Here is a 19209-nt window from a genome sequence, read left to right as displayed (position 1 = left end):
AAAGGCCTTTTCTAGAAACCCCTTCTTAATTGAGGAGTTTCATAGAAAAGGTCTTTTATTATTTACCAGATTGTTTTCCATTTAAATTATTATATATTTTTCACTTGCGCATTAACCTTATTCGAATCGCGTGACTCTCCAATTGCTTCAATCTCTTCAAGCGTACGCCCTCTTGATTCCGGAACAAATTTTTTCACAAATAATACACCGAGAATACAGATAACACCAAAGATTGCAAAAACAATTTGTTGTGAAAAGTAAGCTGTCATAATTGGGAATAGAAGCCCAACTAAGAAAGAACCAATCCAATTTAATGATGATGCGCTACCCGAAGCAAAACCTCTAATTGCTAACGGGAATATTTCACCGACAATAACCCATGTAAGTGGTGCCCATGTAAAGGAATAGAAGGCAACATAAATACTTAAAAAGATTACTATCAATATCGGATTCGCATTGGGTAAAAATATATGAATAATAGCAGGCAATATAAACGATAATCCCATTACGGTACCACCTAGCATAAGCAATGTTCTTCTATTAAATTTATCCGCTATCCAAATAAAGAGTAATGATCCTAATACAAGTATGACACCTTGAATAATAGGCCACATAAGTGCATCACTCGCAGAATTTCCAGTGGCTTGTTCTACAATTAATGGAATATAATAAAATATTGCATTCGCCCCTTGAAACTGTTGAAATGCTGCTACACCTAATCCTGCAACTACTAAATATTTATATTTACCATTAAATAATGTGGCTAATGACTGATTATTTTTCACATTATTCTCTTTTTGAATTGTTTTTTTAATTTCTTCAAATTCTTCATCGACTTTATAATTATTTCTAAGATTACTTAATACAAGTTTAGCTTCTTCAAACCTATTATTTTTAATTAAGAACCTTGGGGATTCTGGTAGTTTTAAGACACCTAAAAACAAAATCAGTGCCGGAATTGCTGCGATACTCAACATTAGTCTCCAACCAATTTCCATAGGTAATCCTCTTAAATAATAATCAACAATATAAGATAATAACATTCCAGATACAATCATAGTTTGATTCATTCCTGATAATTGACCACGATATTTTGCTGGTGCCATTTCAGACATATAAGCAGGAACTAAAGCTGATGCTGCACCCACTGCTAAACCAAGTATAACTCTAGATATAATCAAAAAGTAATTACCATCATGTGGCGCAATACCTGACAAGATTGAACCAATAACGAAAATAATCGCTGAAATTAATATCATTTTTCTTCTACCTAGTTTATCCGACAGTTTGCCAGCTAAAATACCACCAAATATCGCACCTAACATAACTGAAGATGTAATTAAACCTATAATAAATCCACTTTCAATACCCCAGTCTTCTCTTAAAAACGGTAGCGCTCCTGTCATAACCCCAATATCATAACCAAATAATATACCACCAAAAGCTCCGAAGAAATAGATAAAACGATTTGAAACCTTACTATTAACTTTCATCCCATTCACCCTCTTTTTAATGAAAAACTTAATCACCTATGCATAGATTTACGACAAACGTTTTTTGAAAATTAGTTAATTAGTGTGTATTCGGCATCAAACATTTTCAATAGTATTTCTATTTGTGAACGTGTTAATTTTAGAGAAAGTACAGTATGATGTCCGCCGCCTTCTTCTATCCAACGTTTTACACCTTTTTCTAATGATGGTTTCACTTCCCAAAGCACTCTAGCTACAGGCAAATGAGGAGCTGGTTCATCGAGGCTTTTAGCTTCTATTTCATTAATAATAAATTTATAGCGTGTCCCTAAATCGAGCATCGTTACAACAACGCCTTCACCAGATTTACCATCAAATACTAATCTTGCCGGGTCATTTTTACCCCCTATACCAAGCGGATTCACAACAAGTTTAGGTTTCGTTTCAGCAAGTGTCGGATCAACTTCTAACATATGTGAGCCTAGAATATGTGAATGGCCGCTTCTTAAATCATACGTATAATCTTCCATAAATCCTGTTGCTTCATTTTCTGCAGCAATTTTCAATAAACGATCTAAAGCTGCTGTCTTCCAGTCACCTTCACCAGCAAATCCATAACCTTGTCCATTTAACCTTTGTACTGCTAAACCTGGTAATTGCTGCATACCATGTAAATCTTCAAAGTTTGAAGTGAAAGCAGTATAGCCACCTTCATCTAAGAATTGCTTAATCGCTATTTCGTACTTAATTTGTTCTTTTACAGAACTGTTAAATGCCGCTTTACTATAATCTCTATAATCAAATTCGTATAAGTTTTCGTATGTTTTAAATAATGCAGCTACATCTTCATCAGTAACTTGATTAATATATTCAACTAAATCACCGATACCGTAGTAATCAACAGTCCAACCATATTGAATTTGCGCTTCTATTTTATCTCCTTCTGTTACTGCCACATTGCGCATATTGTCACCAAATCTAGCGACTTTTAAATTAAAACTTTCGCTATAAGCATTGGCTATAAGCATCCAATCTCTTAATTGCTGTTGAACGTTTGTGTCTTTCCAGTGCCCAAATATAACTTCATTATTTTTATTCAAGCGACGGTTAATATAACCGTATTCTCTATCACCATGTGCCGATTGATGTAGGTTCATATAATCCATGTCGATGTTTTCCCAGGAAATATCTTCATTATATTGTGTCGCTAAATGTAATAACGGTTTTTGTAGTAATTTAGTACCTCTTATCCACATTTTTGCTGGCGAAAATGTGTGCATCCAAGTAAGAACACCTAAAATATCGTCACGATAATTAGCTTCTTTCATAATTTCAGTTATCACATCTGCTGAAACTGCCAATTTCGGTTGTAATTCAATTTCAAAAGGTAATTGCCCACTTTCATTCAACCCATCAGCGATATTTTGGGCATTTTGCTTAACTTGATTTAAAGCCTCTTCACCATATAGTGCTTGTGATCCAACTACAAACCAGAATTTTTTAACATTTGTCATTTTACTTCCCCCTTAATTTTGACCATAATAGGCGTTTTTTCCGTGTTTCCTTTCAAAATGCTTATCAAGTATTGCTTTAGGCAATGTTTCTGCAAAAGGATTTAACTGTCGCGTAAATATATTCATTTTACATACTTCTTCTAAAACAACTGCATTCATAACAGCCTTGTCACAATTCTCTCCCCATATAAATGGTGCATGTCCATGTAACAAAACAGCAGGTACTTCATGTGGATTTATCCCTTTTTCATCAAATGTTTCAACGATGACATTACCTGTTTCATACTCATAATCCTTATTTATTTCTGCTGTTGTTAAAAATCTTGCGCAAGGAATATCACCATAAAATGTATCCGCATGTGTAGTACCCATTGCAGGCACAGGCAGCCCAGATTGTGCCCAAGTAGTAGCCCAAGGTGAATGTGTATGGACCACACTACCAATGCCATCAAATTTTTTATACAGCACTGCATGTGTTGGCATATCTGAAGATGGCTTCAAATCCCCTTCAATAACTTCACATTCTAAGTTACAAACAACCATATCCTCAGGCTTCATTTCATCATAATCTACACCACTTGGTTTAATAACAAATAACTGTGATTCTGGATCGAACGCACTAACATTACCCCAGGTATACTTAATTAGGCCTCTACTAGGCAATTCTAAATTCGCTTGATATACTTCAGCTTTTAACGCTTCGAGCATTCATATCGCCTCCTAAATATTTAGTTATGGATTGTTCAATCGATAATCCTTTTTTCATTTTTTCTACATAATTATTAAAATTAATAACTTCTTGTTCTACTGGGTGTAATGTGCTAGCTCTCGTATTTATAAATACGGATTCATTAAGGAATTCATCTAGCGGTACTTCAGTATCTAATGCGGCATAAAACGCTAAAACACTAATGCCCCATGCCCCTCCTTCACTTGCAGTTTCCATAACCGTTATGGGCTGTTCAAGTGCAGAAGCTAGTATCTGTTGAGCAACGTCTTTCGTTTTAAATATTCCACCATGAGCAATCAATTTATCTATGTTGATATATTCATTTTCCTTAAGTAAATCCATGCCAATTTTCAAAGTACTAAATGCACTAAATAAATGCATTTTCATAAAGTTTGCTAAATTGAACTGATAATTAGGTTCGCGGATAAATAATGGATAGCCTGTGTGTACATTTGTAATATTCTCTCCAGATACATAATTATATGAAAGCAGACCGCCTATGTTATCATCACTACTTAATGAACGCTCGAAAATATGTCCGTACAACTCATCTGATGAAAAATCAACACCCATGACGTTTAATACTTCACCAAACAAATTCATCCAATCATTAATATCTGAAGTACAATTATTAGTATGAATCATAGCTACTTCGCTGCCATCAGGAGTCGTCACAACATCAATTTCCGGATACATATCTTTCAAAGTATTTGATAATACAATCATGGCAAACGCACTTGTGCCAGCAGATATATTACCTGTATTCTGAGCAACCGTATTTGTTGCAACCATACCTGTACCAGCGTCTCCTTCTGGTGGGCACATCAAAATGCCAGCTTCAAGGTTACCAGAAGGATCTAATAACGTTGCACCATCTTTTGTAAGTATCCCTCCACTTTCCCCTGCTAATTTAACCTCAGGTAATAACTTTTCAACTGACTGTCCAAAACCCTTTGCTTTAAATATGTTATTTGTCTCATTTAACAAGTCTATCCTATAGTCCTTTGTATCAATATTTATCGGAAACATGCCTGAAGCATCACCAATACCTAAAACTTTTTCACCAGTTAGGTACCAATGTACATATCCAGCTAATGTAGTTAAATAAGTTATTCGATTTATATGTGACTCATTATCTAATATAGCCTGAGACAAATGTGCAATACTCCAGCGTTCAGGTATATTAAATTGAAATGCTTCGCTAAGTAATGTTGCCGCTTTAGCTGTATTTCCATTCCTCCAAGTTCTAAATGGCACCAGCAAGTCTTCGTTTTGATCAAAAGCCAGATAACCGTGCATCATACCACTCACCCCAATAGACTTCACTTTTCTTAGGGTTAAATCATACTTTTCTTTTATTTCCGTCGTCATTGCACTATAACTCTTCTGCAACCCTACCCAAATATCATTAATCGAATATGTCCAATATCCATCGATGAATTGGTTCTCCCACTCAAAATGGCCAGATGCAACTGTGCTCAAATTCTGATCTATAGCTACGGTTTTAATCCTAGTAGAGCCTAATTCAATACCTATTGAAATATCTTCACTTTTTAAATTCCGATTCAAATCATTCATGTTTTATCGCCCCTTTGAAACCGTTTTCAAATACACCTTATATTATTTGTCCGTACATGTCAACAAAAATTATATTATGTCCGTACATATTAAAGGATATAAAAAGGGCTCAAACCAATGTAATTATTGATTTGAGCCAGTATTTAAATTTTTTTCACTGAATTACGTTCTATAATATATGTATCTATGAGTTGCGAGGTTTGTTGTTTATCTTTATCTATCGTACTAATCATCCATTCAGCTGCTCTACTACCTAGCAATTCCTGCGGATGAGACGTTGTTGTTAAATCCATTTCATTCAATTTACTTAACACTGAATTATCTTGTCCTACAACAGATAAGTCATTCGGTATTCGCATATTTCGTTTTTTCAATTCCTGCATGACCTCATATGCGATAGCGTCGTTATAGCAAACTAAGCCAGTTATGTTAATTTTTTTATTGCAAATATGTTCTACAATTTGTTCAATTACCTGTGGTTTACTTTCAGTATCAAATGTATAGATATGTTCACCTTTAAATAAAATATGATTACTTTCAAAAGCGTTAAAATACCCTTTCATTCTTAGTTTACCTTGATTGTCATCAATTTTCGTAATCAATGCAATGTGCTCATGCCCATGATCTATCAAATATTTAGTCGCTAAATAACCAGACTTCACATCATCAATTGCTGTATAAGGTAAATTCAATTCATCATATTTTGCATTTATCATTAAAATTGGAATATCACGTTGTTTAAATAGTGAATAATAAGATAGGTTTGGATTATAAACGTTACTTTTAGTAGGTTCTACAATTAGTCCAGTCACACCTTGATTCAACATCATTTCTAAGCATTTACGTTCTTCTTCGTGGTTATTATTCGTACTTGCTAGTATTAAGGAATAGCCATTTTTTCTAAATACATTTTCTATACCTCTAATAATACTCGGAAAAATATAGTCCGATAAATACGTCACGATGACACCTATTTTTTTAGTTTCATTCGCTTGGCGTGTATTTAAATAACTATAGCTTACATAAGACCCTGAACCCTTTTTCTTTCTTATAAATCCTTCTTTAACAAGTAGATCCATCGCCTGTCTTATCGTATAGCGACTTACATTATATCTATCCTGAAATTGTTTTTCTGTCGGTAACAACATTCCGACTTGATACGTTTTATTTATTATTTTTTCCTTTATTTCATTCGCTACAATTTGATATTTGGGCTTATTCATAATTAAAAATCTCCTAATCGCACCAATATTTAGTAATAACGTATATTATAGCATACGTCTAATTCATTATCTGAATCATTCGCTATAAAAAAATATAATTGTGCCATTTATTATATAGATAAACTAAAAATATCCACATGTCTAGTATTCATATTTATATCTCCAAAATGCACTTTATAACTACTCAACTAAGTGTATTTAGCCATAAGTTTTTTAGGTATATGACAATAATCATTTGGAAATCTTGATAAACGATCTTGATGTTCTGTCGCACTTTTTACGTAATTTGTTAGAGGTAACACTTCTGTTGCAATTAAATGATTATTTTCATATAAATCAATAAAATCTTGAGCTTCTTTCAAATGTTTAGGATTTTCACTATATAAACCAGTTCTATATTTTAAACCAATATCTTCCCCTTGTTGATTTACGCTGTATGGATCAATAATTTCAAATAAGTACTCCATTAACTTTGCTATTGTTACTTTTTCGGTGTCAAAATCCGTCTTAACAACTTCAACATAACCGTCATATTCGCCATCTAACGTATTCGAAATACCGTTAGCTCTACCCGCCTCAGTATTAACAACACCAGGAAGTGTTTTGACGAAGGCTTGTACACCCCATAGACATCCACCTGCTAAGTATACTGTTTCCATACTCATCTCTCCTGTTTAATTTTATTTTTTCCGTCAGTTAATGAAAGTATAGTAACCATAGTTACACAATTCAATGTTTCATATTTTCAGATGATTGATTTTAATTTAAAAAGGGAAAATTAAATAGACGATAAGGAGGTATTATATGCCTAAGGTTAAAGAAAGATTATTAGAGGATATCGAGGAAAAACCTTCTCGAACTGATAGTAACTTTAATTCTGAGAAAGAACTGCAAGAAAATGCTTTTGAAAGATTAGGTAAAGATGTTGTTATTATAGAGATATTAGCAATTATGAATATCGTTTTTGCAGTCAGTACAATTAGTTTAATCGTGTCACTTATATTTACTAATAAAAATAAATAATTCATATTCATTTTTATGCTCTTTTCAATTATCATCTTTTGAAGATGCTATGCTTGAACAGAGCATTTTTTCATATTGGTTACATAAATATAGTTTTAAAACGGTTATATAAATATTTGATTTTGCGAAATTTTTAAATTGAATATTGTCCTTTTTTTGTTACAATATAGTGAGGATAATTTCGTCATTTTATAAAAATAATTAATCGATGTTAATTTAACCATATTTATTATGAACTACTGTCGCACGAATATCGTCAAACTAATAATTTTATATAAAAACTATAAGAGAAAAAATCAATTAGAGGAGAATAGTATTATGGATTACAGAGTATTATTGTATTATAATTATACAACTATTGAAGACCCCGAAACTTTTGCCACAGAACATTTAGATTTTTGTAAAGAGTTAGAACTTAAGGGCCGTATTTTAGTATCGACAGAAGGCATTAATGGTACAGTTTCTGGTACGATTGAAGCTACCGATAAATATATGGCTGCATTAAAATCTGACGAAAGATTTAAAGACATTACTTTTAAAATCGATGAAGCTGAAGGACATGCTTTCAAGAAAATGCATGTACGCCCAAGACAAGAAATTGTAGCTTTAGATCTTGAAGATGACGTAAATCCAAGAGAGCTAACAGGTGATTATTTATCTCCAAAAGAATTTAGAGAAGCGTTATTAGACGACGATACAATCGTCATTGATGCACGAAATGATTATGAATATGACCTTGGCCATTTCCGTGGTGCAGTTCGTCCTGATATTACAAGATTTAGAGATTTACCTGACTGGATTAAAGAAAACAAAGACCAATTTATGGATAAAAAAATTGTAACTTACTGTACTGGTGGTATTCGTTGCGAAAAATTCTCAGGTTATTTATTAAAAGAAGGTTTCGAAAATGTGAGTCAACTTGAAGGCGGTATCGCTACTTATGGAAAAGACCCAGAAACAAAAGGTGAATTCTGGGATGGTAAAATGTACGTTTTCGATGAACGTATCAGTGTAGAAGTAAACCATGTAGATAAAACAGTTGTAGGTAAAGAATGGTTTGACGGCACGCCATGTGAACGTTATATAAACTGTAGCAATCCTGAATGTAATAAACAAATACTAGTATCAGAAGAAAATGAAGCACGTTACTTAGGTGCTTGCTCTCATGAATGTGCAGCTCATGAAAATAATCGTTACGTAAAAAAACATGATATTAGTGACGAAGAAAAAGCGAATCGCTTAGATAATTTTAAAGAACTAGTAAATCAATAAATCTCATTAAGCGCGTACACGTACTAAAAAATCGATTGAACTGACAGACTAACTATAAGTATGTTTTCAACTTAATCGACTTTTTTAATATCGTTATTTGAAGCTGAAACAAACCTTAGGCGATGGTTCACCTAAGGTTTATTTATATTTGTATAGTTATTTTTCAAAATAGAGGTCAGCAACTTAGCCAACTTCTACCTTTTGTTTATTCTTTATTTTTTTGATAAATAAGGCCTAAAGCACCCGATTTAAATGTTTTACTATCAAGTAATTTCAATTCTACTCGTTCATGTATATTTTGAAATAATGGCAATCCTTTACCAATCAATGTAGGCGAAATGGTAATTTTATATTCATCCACTATATCTAATTGCATCAAATAATGTGCGAGTCGAGGGCTTCCCAATACTACAATATCTTTACCTTCTTGTTGCTTCATCTGGATAATTTCATCTTTAACATTCTTTTTAACTAAACGTGAATTATGCCAATCGACACTATTCAAAGCTTTTGAAAATATGACTTTTTCAACATTTTCAATCCATTTAGCGTGTTTCAGTTCATGTTCAGAAGCATGTTTATCTGATGGAACTGTCGGCCAGTAATCATACATCATTTCATAGGTTTTGCGCCCCCAAACAATTGTGTCAGCAGTTTGCAACACTTCATCAGCAAAATTTTCTAATTCGTTATTATAAGCAATCCAATCAATATCCATAGCACCTTGAGAACCTTCAACAAATCCATCCAAAGAACTGTGTAAAAACACTACAAGTTTTCTCATATTAATTGCCCCTAACTAAATTCCCAAATATTTATGTTGCTTGAAATTTTCATTAAAAACTACAATCTTTATTATTTTATGTATACCCATATTTACATCAATGATTTATCGATATTTAAAGAATTTATCAAAATAAAAAATAACGACTGAGACATTTAAATGCCCCAACCGCTATCTTCATTATTAAAATTTATACTATTTTTGTTACTGAATATCTATATTATGCAGTAACCCATTGTGAAGGGCCAACTTCATCATATAATTTTTGTGCTGCAGCGTCTTGTACTGCTTCTGGTGCATTACCAGCTGGTTGGCCTTGATATTCAGATGGTGCTACTGAATCCCATGTACTTTGTAAGAATTGGAACTTACCTGAAGCACCTGATGATGGGTTTGTAGCATGAATATCGCCACCTGATTCACGTTGCGCGATTTGTTGTAAGTGTGAATTCACACCTGATGAACCTTCTGAAGCTTCATTTGAGCTTGATTCGTTTGAGCTAGCTGAAGATTGTGTAGTTGCTTCTTGTTGTTGTGATTGTTGTGGTTGTTGTTGTTTTGTTGACTCTTGTTGTGGTGCACTTTGTTGAGTTGATTGTTGTGCTTGAGCAGACTGTTCACTTGAAGCTTGTTCAGTTTGTGACGCTTGTCCGTTTTGTTGTCCACTATTGTCTGCACTTTGTGCTGATGAACTAGTTGAACCTTCTCCTGATCCTTCACCATAGCTCCAAGTAAAGTTTTCACCATCTGAATTAAAATTGTAATTTAATCCGTCTTGATTAAAATTATAGTTATATGAACCATCATGTAATGCTGATTCATTTAATTGTTCTGGGTTATTTTGAGCTTGTTGCGCTAAATTTGCTTGATCAAAATTTTGTTCTGATGCATCCGCTGAATTTCCTGCTGCTAATCCTGTAACACCTAATCCTACTGCTAATGTTGATGCAATTACTGTTTTTTTCATTATTAATAATCCTCCTAAGAGATAATTTCCATATTTTAAATTTAAAAATTAGATCGCAATTTCAACAATTGAAGTTGTTTACTTTTTACAACTAATTTGTAATTACTACTATAACACCCATAAAAAGCGCGTAGGTTACAGCCAAATTAAAAAAGCAATCGATTTTTTACATCGTCATTACGTTAAAAAGCATGATAAACATATGTAGATTAGCGGTGGAAAACTTTCATGGAGGTACAAAGGTGTATAAATACACTTTTGCGTTGTGTAATATGCTTGTAATTAGTGTGAAAATTAAACGTATATAACTTTTATTTTTCACAAATTTAAGATAAATCATTTTAGAATATACTGATAGATAGAATGTTTCATTCTGTCTAACTATAAAACTATTTAAACATTAATTTTTCACAAAACATTTTTATGATATTTAAAAATACCAAATCATAAAATAATCTCCTTCTATATATTGAAAAACTAAACCATTCATTAATATTTAAATAAAATTTATCTCAATAAACCCATTAACTAAACATAAAAAATAAGAGGTTAGAACATTTATTAATGTCTAACCTCTTAAAATTTATATAGTTAAAATTTGAATTTCAATTATATTATGCAGTAACCCATTGTGAAGCGCCAACTTCATCATATAATTTTTGTGCTGCAGCGTCTTGTACTGCTTCTGGTGCATTAGCAGCTGGTTGACCTTGATATTCAGCTGGTGCTACTGAATCCCATGTACTTTGTAAGAATTGGAACTTACCTGAAGCACCTGATGATGGGTTTGTAGCATGAATATCGCCACCTGATTCACGTTGCGCGATTTGTTGTAAGTGTGCATTCACACCTGATGAACCTTCTGAAGCTTCACTTGAGCTTGACTCATTTGAAGAAGTTGAAGCTTGTGTAGTTGTTTCTTGTTTTGGTTGTTGAGTTTGTTCAGTTTGTGGAGCAGCTTGTTGAGCTGGTTGCTCAGTTGATGCTTGCTCTGTTTGTTGTGGTTGAGTTTGCTCTGTTTGTTGTGATTGTGCTGGTTGTTCAGCTTGTGCTGGTTGCTCTGCTGAAGCATTACCTTGTCCATAGCTCCAAGTCCAATATTGGCCGTCTGATTGGAAGCTATAGTTTAAATTATTATGATTAAAGTCAATGTTATAAGCACCTTCTTGTACTGGCGCTGCGTTTAATGACTCTGGATTAGTTTGTGCTTGTTGAGCTAATTGTGCTTTATCTACACCTTGCTCTGAAGCGTCTGCTGAATTTCCTGCTGCTAATCCTGTTACACCTAATCCTACTGCTAATGTTGATGCTACTACTGTTTTTTTCATTATTAATAATCCTCCCAGAAGATAATTTTCGTTTTTATTTTTAAAATTGTTATTGAATTTCAATTATCTAAACAAAGATAATTTACTGCTTCAATGAATTCACAAATAGTACTATAACATCCATAAAACTCTTGTAGGTTACAATGAAATTAAAATAAACGACGTCTTTTTTACATCCTAATTACATACAATAAAGTTATTTTTATTATAAAATCCTTTTAAAAAACTGTCATGAAAGTTCATATACTTTATCTACCAATTTATACCTTTGTAATATTAATGTAATTAGTGCGAAAATTCGGGTCTTTTTTAGACTAGAATATCGATTTATATTTGAATAAACATAGCAAAAGGTACGTTGCTTTAGTTATCTAAACACCGTACCTTTTGTCGAATGACTATATAAATTAAATGCTTTAATTTATCGGAAAATAGACTGTCATCGTCGTACCTTCTTCAAACTTACTATCAACAGAAATTCTTCCCCCGATTTGTTTAGCTAATGTCGACGCAATGTAAAGACCTAACCCCGAACCACCAGTTTCTTTATTTCTCGAGTTATCTACTCTATAAGTTCTATCAAAAATATATTTTAAATGTACTTGCTTTATACCTATACCTTCATCTTTTATTGAAATTCCTAGCATATTACGTTCATGTTCAAATACAGTAATTGTCACTACTTTATCAGTATCTGAAAATTTCAATGCGTTATCTATAAAATTCGTAATAATCCGTTCTAATGCAATTTTATCTTGATAAAAAGGTTTTATATTAGGAGAAATATTAATTTCTATGTGTCGCTTATTCTTTTTCAAACACTGTTGATATGATTCTAAAATGGGCATTAACAATTGATCAATATTTATTCGCGTATCGGAACGTTTATTATTTACAGACATGACATCTGTTAAGTCATCAAACATTTGATTTAAACGGCCTGCTTGTCTAATAAGCACTTGATAAGCATCTTGCTTAGCCAATTCAGTATAAATCATGCCATCATTAAGTCCTTCTGAATATGACTTAATACTAGCTAACGGCGTTTTTAAATCATGCGCTAAATTCTGAACCATACATAACTTTTCATCTTGTTCTGCTTTAATTTGATTCATTTGTTTGTCGATTCTTATGGTCATTTGGTTAAAAGCATCACTTAATTCTTTTAATTCTTTCGGTGATTGAATGTTTAAACCTTCTACTTTATAATTTCCTTTGGCAATTTGATCAGTACGATCATTTAATCTTTCAATTTTGTGAATCGTTGGAACAGAGAAGAATATTGCGATGGCCATAGTCATCAAGCTCGATACAAAGGAACAAAGTGTGAGTAATATAGTTTGATGAACGTCAAACCACATTAATTTGTATAATATAAAAACTAGAAGTGTCGTTATAAATAATGACCCCATAAATGAATAAATTAATTGTTTTCGAATCGTCATTTAAACACTCCTTTGAAACTTATAACCAAGTCCCCAAACTGTCGAAATAGTATACTCATTAAAATGATTACTTTCCAATTTCTCTCTAATACGATGAACATGGACATTAAGTGAATTGACATCTTCGTAAAATTCATAACCCCAAACTTCTTCAATTAATGAAGTTTTTGAAATAGCTTCATCTTCATGCGTCACAAAGTACCAAAGTAACTCAAACTCTTTAATACGAAACGGTATAACTTTACTATTAATTTCTACAATTTTAGTCATATTATTTAATTTAAGATTTCCACAATTGATAACTTCATGTCTTGTAGGTTTAGTTGTTACTCTATTCAATAAATTTTTCGCTCGTATCACAAGTTCTCGTGGACTAAATGGTTTTTTTACATAATCATCTGCGCCTAACATTAGCCCAAAAATTGTATCTGACTCGCTTGTTTTAGCCGTTAAATAAATGTATGGAATGTCTAGCTGTTGAGCTTTCATTTCTTTAACTACGTCATAGCCATCCGCTTCAGGCATCATAATATCTAACACTAATAAGTCTATAGCTTCATCTAAGAATTCAAGTGCTTCTTTACCATTTTCTGCAAGCGTCACTTGATACCCCTCAAATTCAAAATAAGTTTTACAGATTTCTCTAATATCTTTTTCATCATCCGCTATAAGTATGTGAGTCATTTTCATCATTCCTTAATTGTTTTCTTTTTATAAAATGATTTAAGCTTATTGAATTTATTATCTCTTTATTCATTAATATAATTATAAAGAAAAACAATTGAATTGGGTATGTGAAAATCATATCTGCAAGAATATAATTTAACATTATAAAAACACCAAAAAAGCTTGCTGTATATGAAAGTACACCAAGAATCAGACTAAGGCCTATAGCAATCTCTCCAAGTTGCACCATCCATTTAAATATTTCTAAATGATTCGCCACAACAGCCTCAAAGAAAAATTTAAACCACCTCGGAGAATCTTGGTTTTCTTTAATTACTGATACTAATCCATCTATTGCAAAACCGCCTGTCAATTTTTCATAGCCTTGGAATAGCATATAAAAGCCTGATCCTAATCGAATGATAAGCAATATAATTTTCGATATCATCTCATTAATCCACTCCTTTAAAATATTACGTGGATTGACTCGTCATCTATTCTAGAAGCCAATCCACATACTAACCAATTATTATTTTAGTTCTGCTGAGCCAAAGGTTACATGGGCTTTATCGCAATAAATTGTTACGGTATTGTATTCATCAGTATTAATACCTTTTAAATCAAATGTTTGCTCTGATTTATCATAATCAACTTTGTCGATTTTCTTCCCTTTTTTAATATCGCCATCGTTAGTGAGATATACATGTAAATCTGGGCCTTTAGATGATTGGAAATCTTTTAACATCAATTTATTATCATGAATCATCGCCTTACCTTCCACTTTTTCTTTATTTTCGCCTTTAAACATACCTTCCTTCATGCTTTTACTTTCACCCATATCTTTATTATCCATTTTTGTCTCAGATTTTGTTTCTTCTTCCATATCTTCTTTCTTAGTGTCCATATTATTACATGCTCCTAGTAATAATGATGTCGCTACCGTTCCCGAAATAAATAATGTTTTTATGTTCATAATATATACCTACTCTCAATTTATTTTTTTCATAGTTTAATAATACGGCGCATATAAATCATTTAACATTAACTGATTATTAACCTTTCTTAACTCTTTCTTAAATATAATGAAAGTTTCAGTTAAGACTTTAATATAAATATTTAAATTACTAGGCAATTAAACTTATAGTTGTCTAGCCGTTTTCTAAATAAGCGCATATAAAAAAGCTATGAAATCAACTGATTTAATTGATTCCATAGCGCTTCTTTTTTCATGATAAATGTGATAATTTATAAAGTTAGCTGATGTCTCTTTCATTTACCAATGACTATATTAGCAGTTATTTAGATAATGCAATTTTTATGTGCGCTAAATGATGGTTTTCATGCCATGACAATTTAGCTAATTTTGTAGCAACTGTGATTTCGCCACTACCTTTAAGCGTGAATTTACGTTCTAATTGATCTTTATCAATATGCTTACCCAAGGCCACAATACGAGCATTAATACCCTCTAACATTTGAATAGAATAATCGATGGATACTGAATTGTCTTCCAACTTCACCCATTTTTCTTGATCAAACGGCGGAACTATTGGATTATTATCCGTCAATGCTAATTTCAATCTTTGATACATATTGAGTTGTGAGTCTGCAATGTGGTGGACCAATTGTCGTACATTCCAACTTCCTTCGCGATATGTTTTATTTAATTCTTCTTTGGTGATATTTCCAACTACATCTCTTAAACGATGTGTATAATTGTCGATTTCTACTAGCCATTTTTGAACATCATCTAGCGTTACATTTTCTGGCACATCTAATTCACCTCTCGGAAATTTTACATCCATATTAAATCACCTAATTATTAGTTATTTTTGATTCTACTTATGACTACTATATAAATTCTATCCTCAATAGTTGTATTACCAAATCTCATAAATTTAATCCGGTATAATCAACATATTTTGTTCATCAAATTCCCACATATCTCCATATGCAACTTCCCAATAGTAACCATTGATATCTGTAAAATAACCACCGTAACCGCCCCAATCTAAATCTTGAGCTGTTTTAACAACTATTGCGCCAAATGTCTCGACTTGTTCTAAAATTGAATCGACTTCCTCTTTAGATTTGGCGTTATAAGCTAAAGTAATACCTATAAAACCACCCGTGGTTATTGTAGGAGGATTATCTGCATTAATATCTTTTGCTAATTCTTCAATAGGGAAAATTTCTAATTTTGTACCGTCATTATTAAAAAACACGATTGCTAAATTGTCATCTGTTACCTCGGCAGTTCTTTTAAAACCAATATTTTTATAAAACTGAAGTGATGTCTTCAAATCTTTAACACCTAGCGTGATTAAATTGATTCTATTTATTAAATCTCCTCATTTATTATTGTAATTTAATTGCATATTATTTCCAGGGTTATAATTAATTTTCGTTACAGTAAGACTTTACCCTCGCAATCAATAAGTTATTCTTTTTTAATGAGCAAAATTCTTACTAAATGAAATAATAATGTCTTTATATGTCTCTAATGATTCAATAATTGCATATTCACCATCTCCATGCCACTCTCCACCGGATGGGCCGAATTCAATAGCGGGAACATCATACCTTGAATAATACCTTGTGTCTGCAAAACCATGTTGGCCAAACAACTCAACTTGATTTTTATCTCCAACAGTTTTTATATGTTGTATCAGTTTTTGAATATAAGGATTGCTTATTTCGTTTTTAACACTTGAACCAGTCAAGTTCAAGGAAATTTCACCATCAGTAACATCATTAATTTGTGCTAAAATATCTTCTTTATCTTGATTCGGTAAATAACGTATATCAAATGAAATCAAACACTCGTCTGGAACTTTATTATATACTTCACCACCTTTAATTTTTGCGAGGTTAATTGAAGGCGCGTCAAATATATCAGTAGACTCTTTAGCAAAGGGCAAATCGAGTATCTTATAATAAACTTCCATTGCTTTAGCAATTGCATTTTCCCCTTCCCAAGGTCTGCTACCATGAGCTGATTTCCCTTTAAATTGAATATCAAATTGCAAAATACCTTTAGCTTGAAAACCGATCCCTATTTGTGTTGGTTCAGCACAAATTACAAAATCACCTAAATAACCTTGATCCGTTAAATATGAAGCGCAATTATATCCTCCGATTTCTTCATCCGTTACTAATTGAAGCTGAACACAGACATCCCCTAAGTTAATATTCTTCAAATCACGCATCGCTACCATAAATGAAGCGACACCTGCTTTCATATCTGCTGAGCCCCGCCCATAAATCTTGCCCTCTTCAATTTGTGGTGTAAATTGGTTCTTTTTACCACTAACAACATCAACATGACCATTTAAAACAAGTTTTTTATTACCTTCTCCTACGTTACAAACAAGCATCTTATAACCATTATTTATTATTATTTCTGATTCCAAACCTTCTTTTTGTAACCATTCCGCACAGTAGTCTATCGTTTCATTTGCAGTATGTTGACTAGAGCTATCAAATTGAATCAAATGTTCTAGTAAATCTAATATATCTTGCATTGACCATACCCCCTGCCTTTAATTGTGAAAAAGTATAATATATTATCTGAATATTGACAAGATTTAAAAATTTTAGTAATCTTTATTTATATCAATATATAAAAGTAACAGGTAATATTATTTTGAATTTTCACAAGTAAATATAAATTAAGCAAAGGCGCTTATATCTCAATCTCGTTGATTGTGTATATAAGCGCCTTTTTACACGTTAAGGGGCGATTTTATGACACGAAATTTAAATTACAATTGGATAAATGGGAAGCAAATTCAAACTGAAAAAACTTTATCAGTTGTCAATCCTGCAAGTGGTAAAACTATTGGAGAAGTTCCTAGTGTAGATGGTTCAACCGTTCAAAAAGCAATTGATAGCGCTGCTAATGCTTTTGAAAGTTGGTCTAATTATACTGCTGAAACTAGACAATCATTTTTAGAAAAGTGGGCAGTGAACTTGCTTAACAAACAGGAAGAACTTGCAGCTATTATGAGTGAAGAACAAGGCAAACCATATAACGAAGCATTTGGTGAAATTGGTGTATGTGCTAAATTCATTCGCTGGTTTGCCGAAGAAGGTAAACGTATATATGGGGAAATTATTCCACCATCATCTGAAAACCAACGTATTTCAGTAATTAAACAACCCGTAGGTATTTGTGGCCTAATTACACCTTGGAACTTCCCAGGTGCAATGGTGGCACGTAAAGTTGCGCCTGCACTAGCTGCAGGATGTACAGTTATTGTGAAACCGTCTAGTGAAACACCTAGAATTGCTATTGCTATTTTTGAAGAACTAATAGCTACTGGCATCGATAAAGGCGTTGCTAATATTGTTACAGGTAGCTCTTCATTAATATCTGACAAACTATTTAGCGATAAACGTGTTAAAAAAATGTCCTTCACTGGTTCTACCGAAATTGGAAAAACCTTAATGAGCGAAGCTTCCAAACAAATAAAACATATATCTCTAGAACTTGGTGGTAACGCGCCTGCAATCGTATTACCCGACGCTGATTTAAATAACGCAGCCGACGCTATAGTCGATAATAAATTTGAAAATAGTGGTCAAATGTGTAATGGAATTAACGTCATACTCGTACACAGAGATATCAAATCAGAAATGACCAAAAAAATCATTAGTAGAGTCAATAAATTAAAAGTAGCTCCTGGTAATGAATCCGGTGCACAAGTTGGTCCATTAATTAACCAACAGGCTATTGAAAAAGTTGAAAAATTAGTAGCAGAATCTCAGAAAAATGGTGCAACTATTCAAACAGGTGGCCACAAAGCTGATATAGCAGGATCTAAACTTTTTTATCAACCTACTGTTATAACCGATGTCACGCCAACTATGTCGATCGCTCAAGAAGAAATTTTTGGACCAGTAGCGCCAATTATTACTTTTGAATCTACTAAAGAAGCAATAGAAATAGCAAATGCCTCACCTTATGGACTAGCAGCTTACTTTTTCTCTAATAACATCAATACAGTATATCAAATTAGTGAGCAATTAGAATTTGGAATGATTGGCGTTAACGGAACTCAATTAAGTGTACCTCAAGCACCATTTGGCGGTATTAAAGAAAGCGGGATGGGACGCGAAGGTAGTCACTTCGGTCTAGATGGCTTCCTAGAATTAAAATATATTTCACTATCTTTACTTAAATAAAATAGCTAAGGGGATGTCAC

The 19209-nt window shown here is 32.7% G+C and carries 19 protein-coding genes; 3 read left to right on the top strand and 16 right to left on the bottom strand.

Annotation, left to right across the window (positions count from 1 at the left end; all coding sequences use genetic code 11):
- Window positions 1-89: 89 nt before the first annotated feature.
- The 6 genes from ACF91D_RS05750 to ACF91D_RS05725 form a co-directional block, all read right to left on the bottom strand.
- Window positions 90-1493: a sugar porter family MFS transporter gene (locus tag ACF91D_RS05750; RefSeq protein WP_039068155.1), complete on the bottom strand. Its 1404-nt coding sequence runs from the start codon at window positions 1491-1493 to the stop codon at window positions 90-92.
- Window positions 1494-1564: 71 nt separating this feature from the next.
- Entirely contained in the window at window positions 1565-2986 is a 1422-nt protein-coding gene (gene araA, locus ACF91D_RS05745; RefSeq protein WP_069792673.1) for an L-arabinose isomerase, read from the bottom strand.
- Between the two features lie 12 nt (window positions 2987-2998).
- Window positions 2999-3694: an L-ribulose-5-phosphate 4-epimerase gene (locus tag ACF91D_RS05740; protein ID WP_069792674.1), complete on the bottom strand. Its 696-nt coding sequence runs from the start codon at window positions 3692-3694 to the stop codon at window positions 2999-3001.
- Entirely contained in the window at window positions 3672-5294 is a 1623-nt protein-coding gene (locus tag ACF91D_RS05735) for a xylulokinase (protein WP_069792675.1), read from the bottom strand. Before ACF91D_RS05735 ends, ACF91D_RS05740 begins: the two co-directional genes overlap by 23 nt.
- 143 nt (window positions 5295-5437) lie before the next feature.
- Window positions 5438-6517: a GntR family transcriptional regulator gene (locus ACF91D_RS05730; protein WP_039068159.1), complete on the bottom strand. Its 1080-nt coding sequence runs from the start codon at window positions 6515-6517 to the stop codon at window positions 5438-5440.
- A gap of 188 nt (window positions 6518-6705) precedes the next feature.
- A complete protein-coding gene (locus ACF91D_RS05725; RefSeq protein ID WP_069792677.1) occupies window positions 6706-7176 on the bottom strand; it encodes a peptide-methionine (S)-S-oxide reductase in 471 nt (156 codons plus the stop codon).
- A 145-nt stretch (window positions 7177-7321) separates the two neighbouring features.
- Here ACF91D_RS05725 and ACF91D_RS05720 point away from each other — a divergent pair, with 145 nt between their 5' ends.
- Complete coding sequence (locus ACF91D_RS05720) at window positions 7322-7540, top strand: hypothetical protein (protein ID WP_039068161.1); 219 nt, start codon at window positions 7322-7324, stop codon at window positions 7538-7540.
- A 318-nt stretch (window positions 7541-7858) separates the two neighbouring features.
- The gene (gene trhO / locus ACF91D_RS05715) at window positions 7859-8812 is read left to right on the top strand and encodes an oxygen-dependent tRNA uridine(34) hydroxylase TrhO (RefSeq protein ID WP_039068162.1); all 954 of its coding nucleotides are present in this window, start codon (window positions 7859-7861) and stop codon (window positions 8810-8812) included.
- Window positions 8813-9017: 205 nt separating this feature from the next.
- Here the strand turns inward: trhO and ACF91D_RS05710 are convergent, their stop codons facing one another.
- From ACF91D_RS05710 to ACF91D_RS05665, 10 genes are all read right to left on the bottom strand, one after another.
- A complete protein-coding gene (locus tag ACF91D_RS05710; protein WP_039068163.1) occupies window positions 9018-9596 on the bottom strand; it encodes a dihydrofolate reductase family protein in 579 nt (192 codons plus the stop codon).
- A gap of 220 nt (window positions 9597-9816) precedes the next feature.
- A complete protein-coding gene (locus ACF91D_RS05705) occupies window positions 9817-10563 on the bottom strand; it encodes a transglycosylase family protein (RefSeq protein WP_107550234.1) in 747 nt (248 codons plus the stop codon).
- Window positions 10564-11177: 614 nt separating this feature from the next.
- On the bottom strand, window positions 11178-11891 hold the full coding sequence (locus ACF91D_RS05700) for a transglycosylase family protein (RefSeq protein ID WP_107548543.1): 714 nt from the start codon (window positions 11889-11891) through the stop codon (window positions 11178-11180).
- A 416-nt stretch (window positions 11892-12307) separates the two neighbouring features.
- On the bottom strand, window positions 12308-13336 hold the full coding sequence (locus ACF91D_RS05695) for a sensor histidine kinase (protein WP_069793391.1): 1029 nt from the start codon (window positions 13334-13336) through the stop codon (window positions 12308-12310).
- Complete coding sequence (locus ACF91D_RS05690) at window positions 13337-14020, bottom strand: response regulator transcription factor (protein WP_039068167.1); 684 nt, start codon at window positions 14018-14020, stop codon at window positions 13337-13339.
- Window positions 13995-14447 carry a DoxX family protein gene (locus tag ACF91D_RS05685; protein ID WP_238347245.1) on the bottom strand — a complete coding sequence of 151 codons (453 nt, stop codon included), beginning with the start codon at window positions 14445-14447 and terminating at the stop codon, window positions 13995-13997. Before ACF91D_RS05685 ends, ACF91D_RS05690 begins: the two co-directional genes overlap by 26 nt.
- Window positions 14448-14531: 84 nt before the next feature.
- Entirely contained in the window at window positions 14532-14975 is a 444-nt protein-coding gene (locus tag ACF91D_RS05680; protein ID WP_069793389.1) for a DM13 domain-containing protein, read from the bottom strand.
- A 322-nt stretch (window positions 14976-15297) separates the two neighbouring features.
- The gene (locus ACF91D_RS05675; RefSeq protein WP_069793388.1) at window positions 15298-15807 is read right to left on the bottom strand and encodes a YfiT family bacillithiol transferase; all 510 of its coding nucleotides are present in this window, start codon (window positions 15805-15807) and stop codon (window positions 15298-15300) included.
- 93 nt (window positions 15808-15900) lie between these two features.
- Window positions 15901-16344, bottom strand: a complete 444-nt coding sequence (locus ACF91D_RS05670; protein WP_327620907.1) for a VOC family protein — start codon at window positions 16342-16344, stop codon at window positions 15901-15903.
- A 108-nt stretch (window positions 16345-16452) separates the two neighbouring features.
- Window positions 16453-17526, bottom strand: a complete 1074-nt coding sequence (locus ACF91D_RS05665; RefSeq protein ID WP_069793387.1) for a M20 family metallopeptidase — start codon at window positions 17524-17526, stop codon at window positions 16453-16455.
- 223 nt (window positions 17527-17749) lie between these two features.
- On the opposite strand from ACF91D_RS05665, the gene ACF91D_RS05660 reads away from it, so the two are divergent.
- Complete coding sequence (locus ACF91D_RS05660) at window positions 17750-19189, top strand: NAD-dependent succinate-semialdehyde dehydrogenase (RefSeq protein ID WP_327620831.1); 1440 nt, start codon at window positions 17750-17752, stop codon at window positions 19187-19189.
- The last annotated feature ends 20 nt before the right edge of the window (window positions 19190-19209 follow it).

The organism is Staphylococcus sp. 231237_7MaSpsaltlick (assembly GCF_043107035.1).
The sequence above is the reverse complement of the archived record's forward strand: the minus strand, read 5'-3'. Positions and strand labels throughout refer to the sequence as shown.

What these genes read in the sequence shown, in the direction of transcription:
- ACF91D_RS05690 (WP_039068167.1), bottom strand. Translation starts at nt 14,020, where the DNA reads ATGACTCACATACTTATAGCGGATGATGAAAAAGATATTAGAGAAATC.
- ACF91D_RS05720 (WP_039068161.1), top strand. Translation starts at nt 7,322, where the DNA reads ATGCCTAAGGTTAAAGAAAGATTATTAGAGGATATCGAGGAAAAACCT.
- ACF91D_RS05725 (WP_069792677.1), bottom strand. Translation starts at nt 7,176, where the DNA reads ATGGAAACAGTATACTTAGCAGGTGGATGTCTATGGGGTGTACAAGCC.
- ACF91D_RS05665 (WP_069793387.1), bottom strand. Translation starts at nt 17,526, where the DNA reads ATGCAAGATATATTAGATTTACTAGAACATTTGATTCAATTTGATAGC.
- ACF91D_RS05740 (WP_069792674.1), bottom strand. Translation starts at nt 3,694, where the DNA reads ATGCTCGAAGCGTTAAAAGCTGAAGTATATCAAGCGAATTTAGAATTG.
- ACF91D_RS05660 (WP_327620831.1), top strand. Translation starts at nt 17,750, where the DNA reads ATGACACGAAATTTAAATTACAATTGGATAAATGGGAAGCAAATTCAA.
- ACF91D_RS05675 (WP_069793388.1), bottom strand. Translation starts at nt 15,807, where the DNA reads ATGGATGTAAAATTTCCGAGAGGTGAATTAGATGTGCCAGAAAATGTA.
- ACF91D_RS05705 (WP_107550234.1), bottom strand. Translation starts at nt 10,563, where the DNA reads ATGAAAAAAACAGTAATTGCATCAACATTAGCAGTAGGATTAGGTGTT.
- ACF91D_RS05700 (WP_107548543.1), bottom strand. Translation starts at nt 11,891, where the DNA reads ATGAAAAAAACAGTAGTAGCATCAACATTAGCAGTAGGATTAGGTGTA.
- ACF91D_RS05710 (WP_039068163.1), bottom strand. Translation starts at nt 9,596, where the DNA reads ATGAGAAAACTTGTAGTGTTTTTACACAGTTCTTTGGATGGATTTGTT.
- ACF91D_RS05750 (WP_039068155.1), bottom strand. Translation starts at nt 1,493, where the DNA reads ATGAAAGTTAATAGTAAGGTTTCAAATCGTTTTATCTATTTCTTCGGA.
- ACF91D_RS05735 (WP_069792675.1), bottom strand. Translation starts at nt 5,294, where the DNA reads ATGAATGATTTGAATCGGAATTTAAAAAGTGAAGATATTTCAATAGGT.
- ACF91D_RS05730 (WP_039068159.1), bottom strand. Translation starts at nt 6,517, where the DNA reads ATGAATAAGCCCAAATATCAAATTGTAGCGAATGAAATAAAGGAAAAA.
- ACF91D_RS05680 (WP_069793389.1), bottom strand. Translation starts at nt 14,975, where the DNA reads ATGAACATAAAAACATTATTTATTTCGGGAACGGTAGCGACATCATTA.
- araA (WP_069792673.1), bottom strand. Translation starts at nt 2,986, where the DNA reads ATGACAAATGTTAAAAAATTCTGGTTTGTAGTTGGATCACAAGCACTA.
- trhO (WP_039068162.1), top strand. Translation starts at nt 7,859, where the DNA reads ATGGATTACAGAGTATTATTGTATTATAATTATACAACTATTGAAGAC.
- ACF91D_RS05695 (WP_069793391.1), bottom strand. Translation starts at nt 13,336, where the DNA reads ATGACGATTCGAAAACAATTAATTTATTCATTTATGGGGTCATTATTT.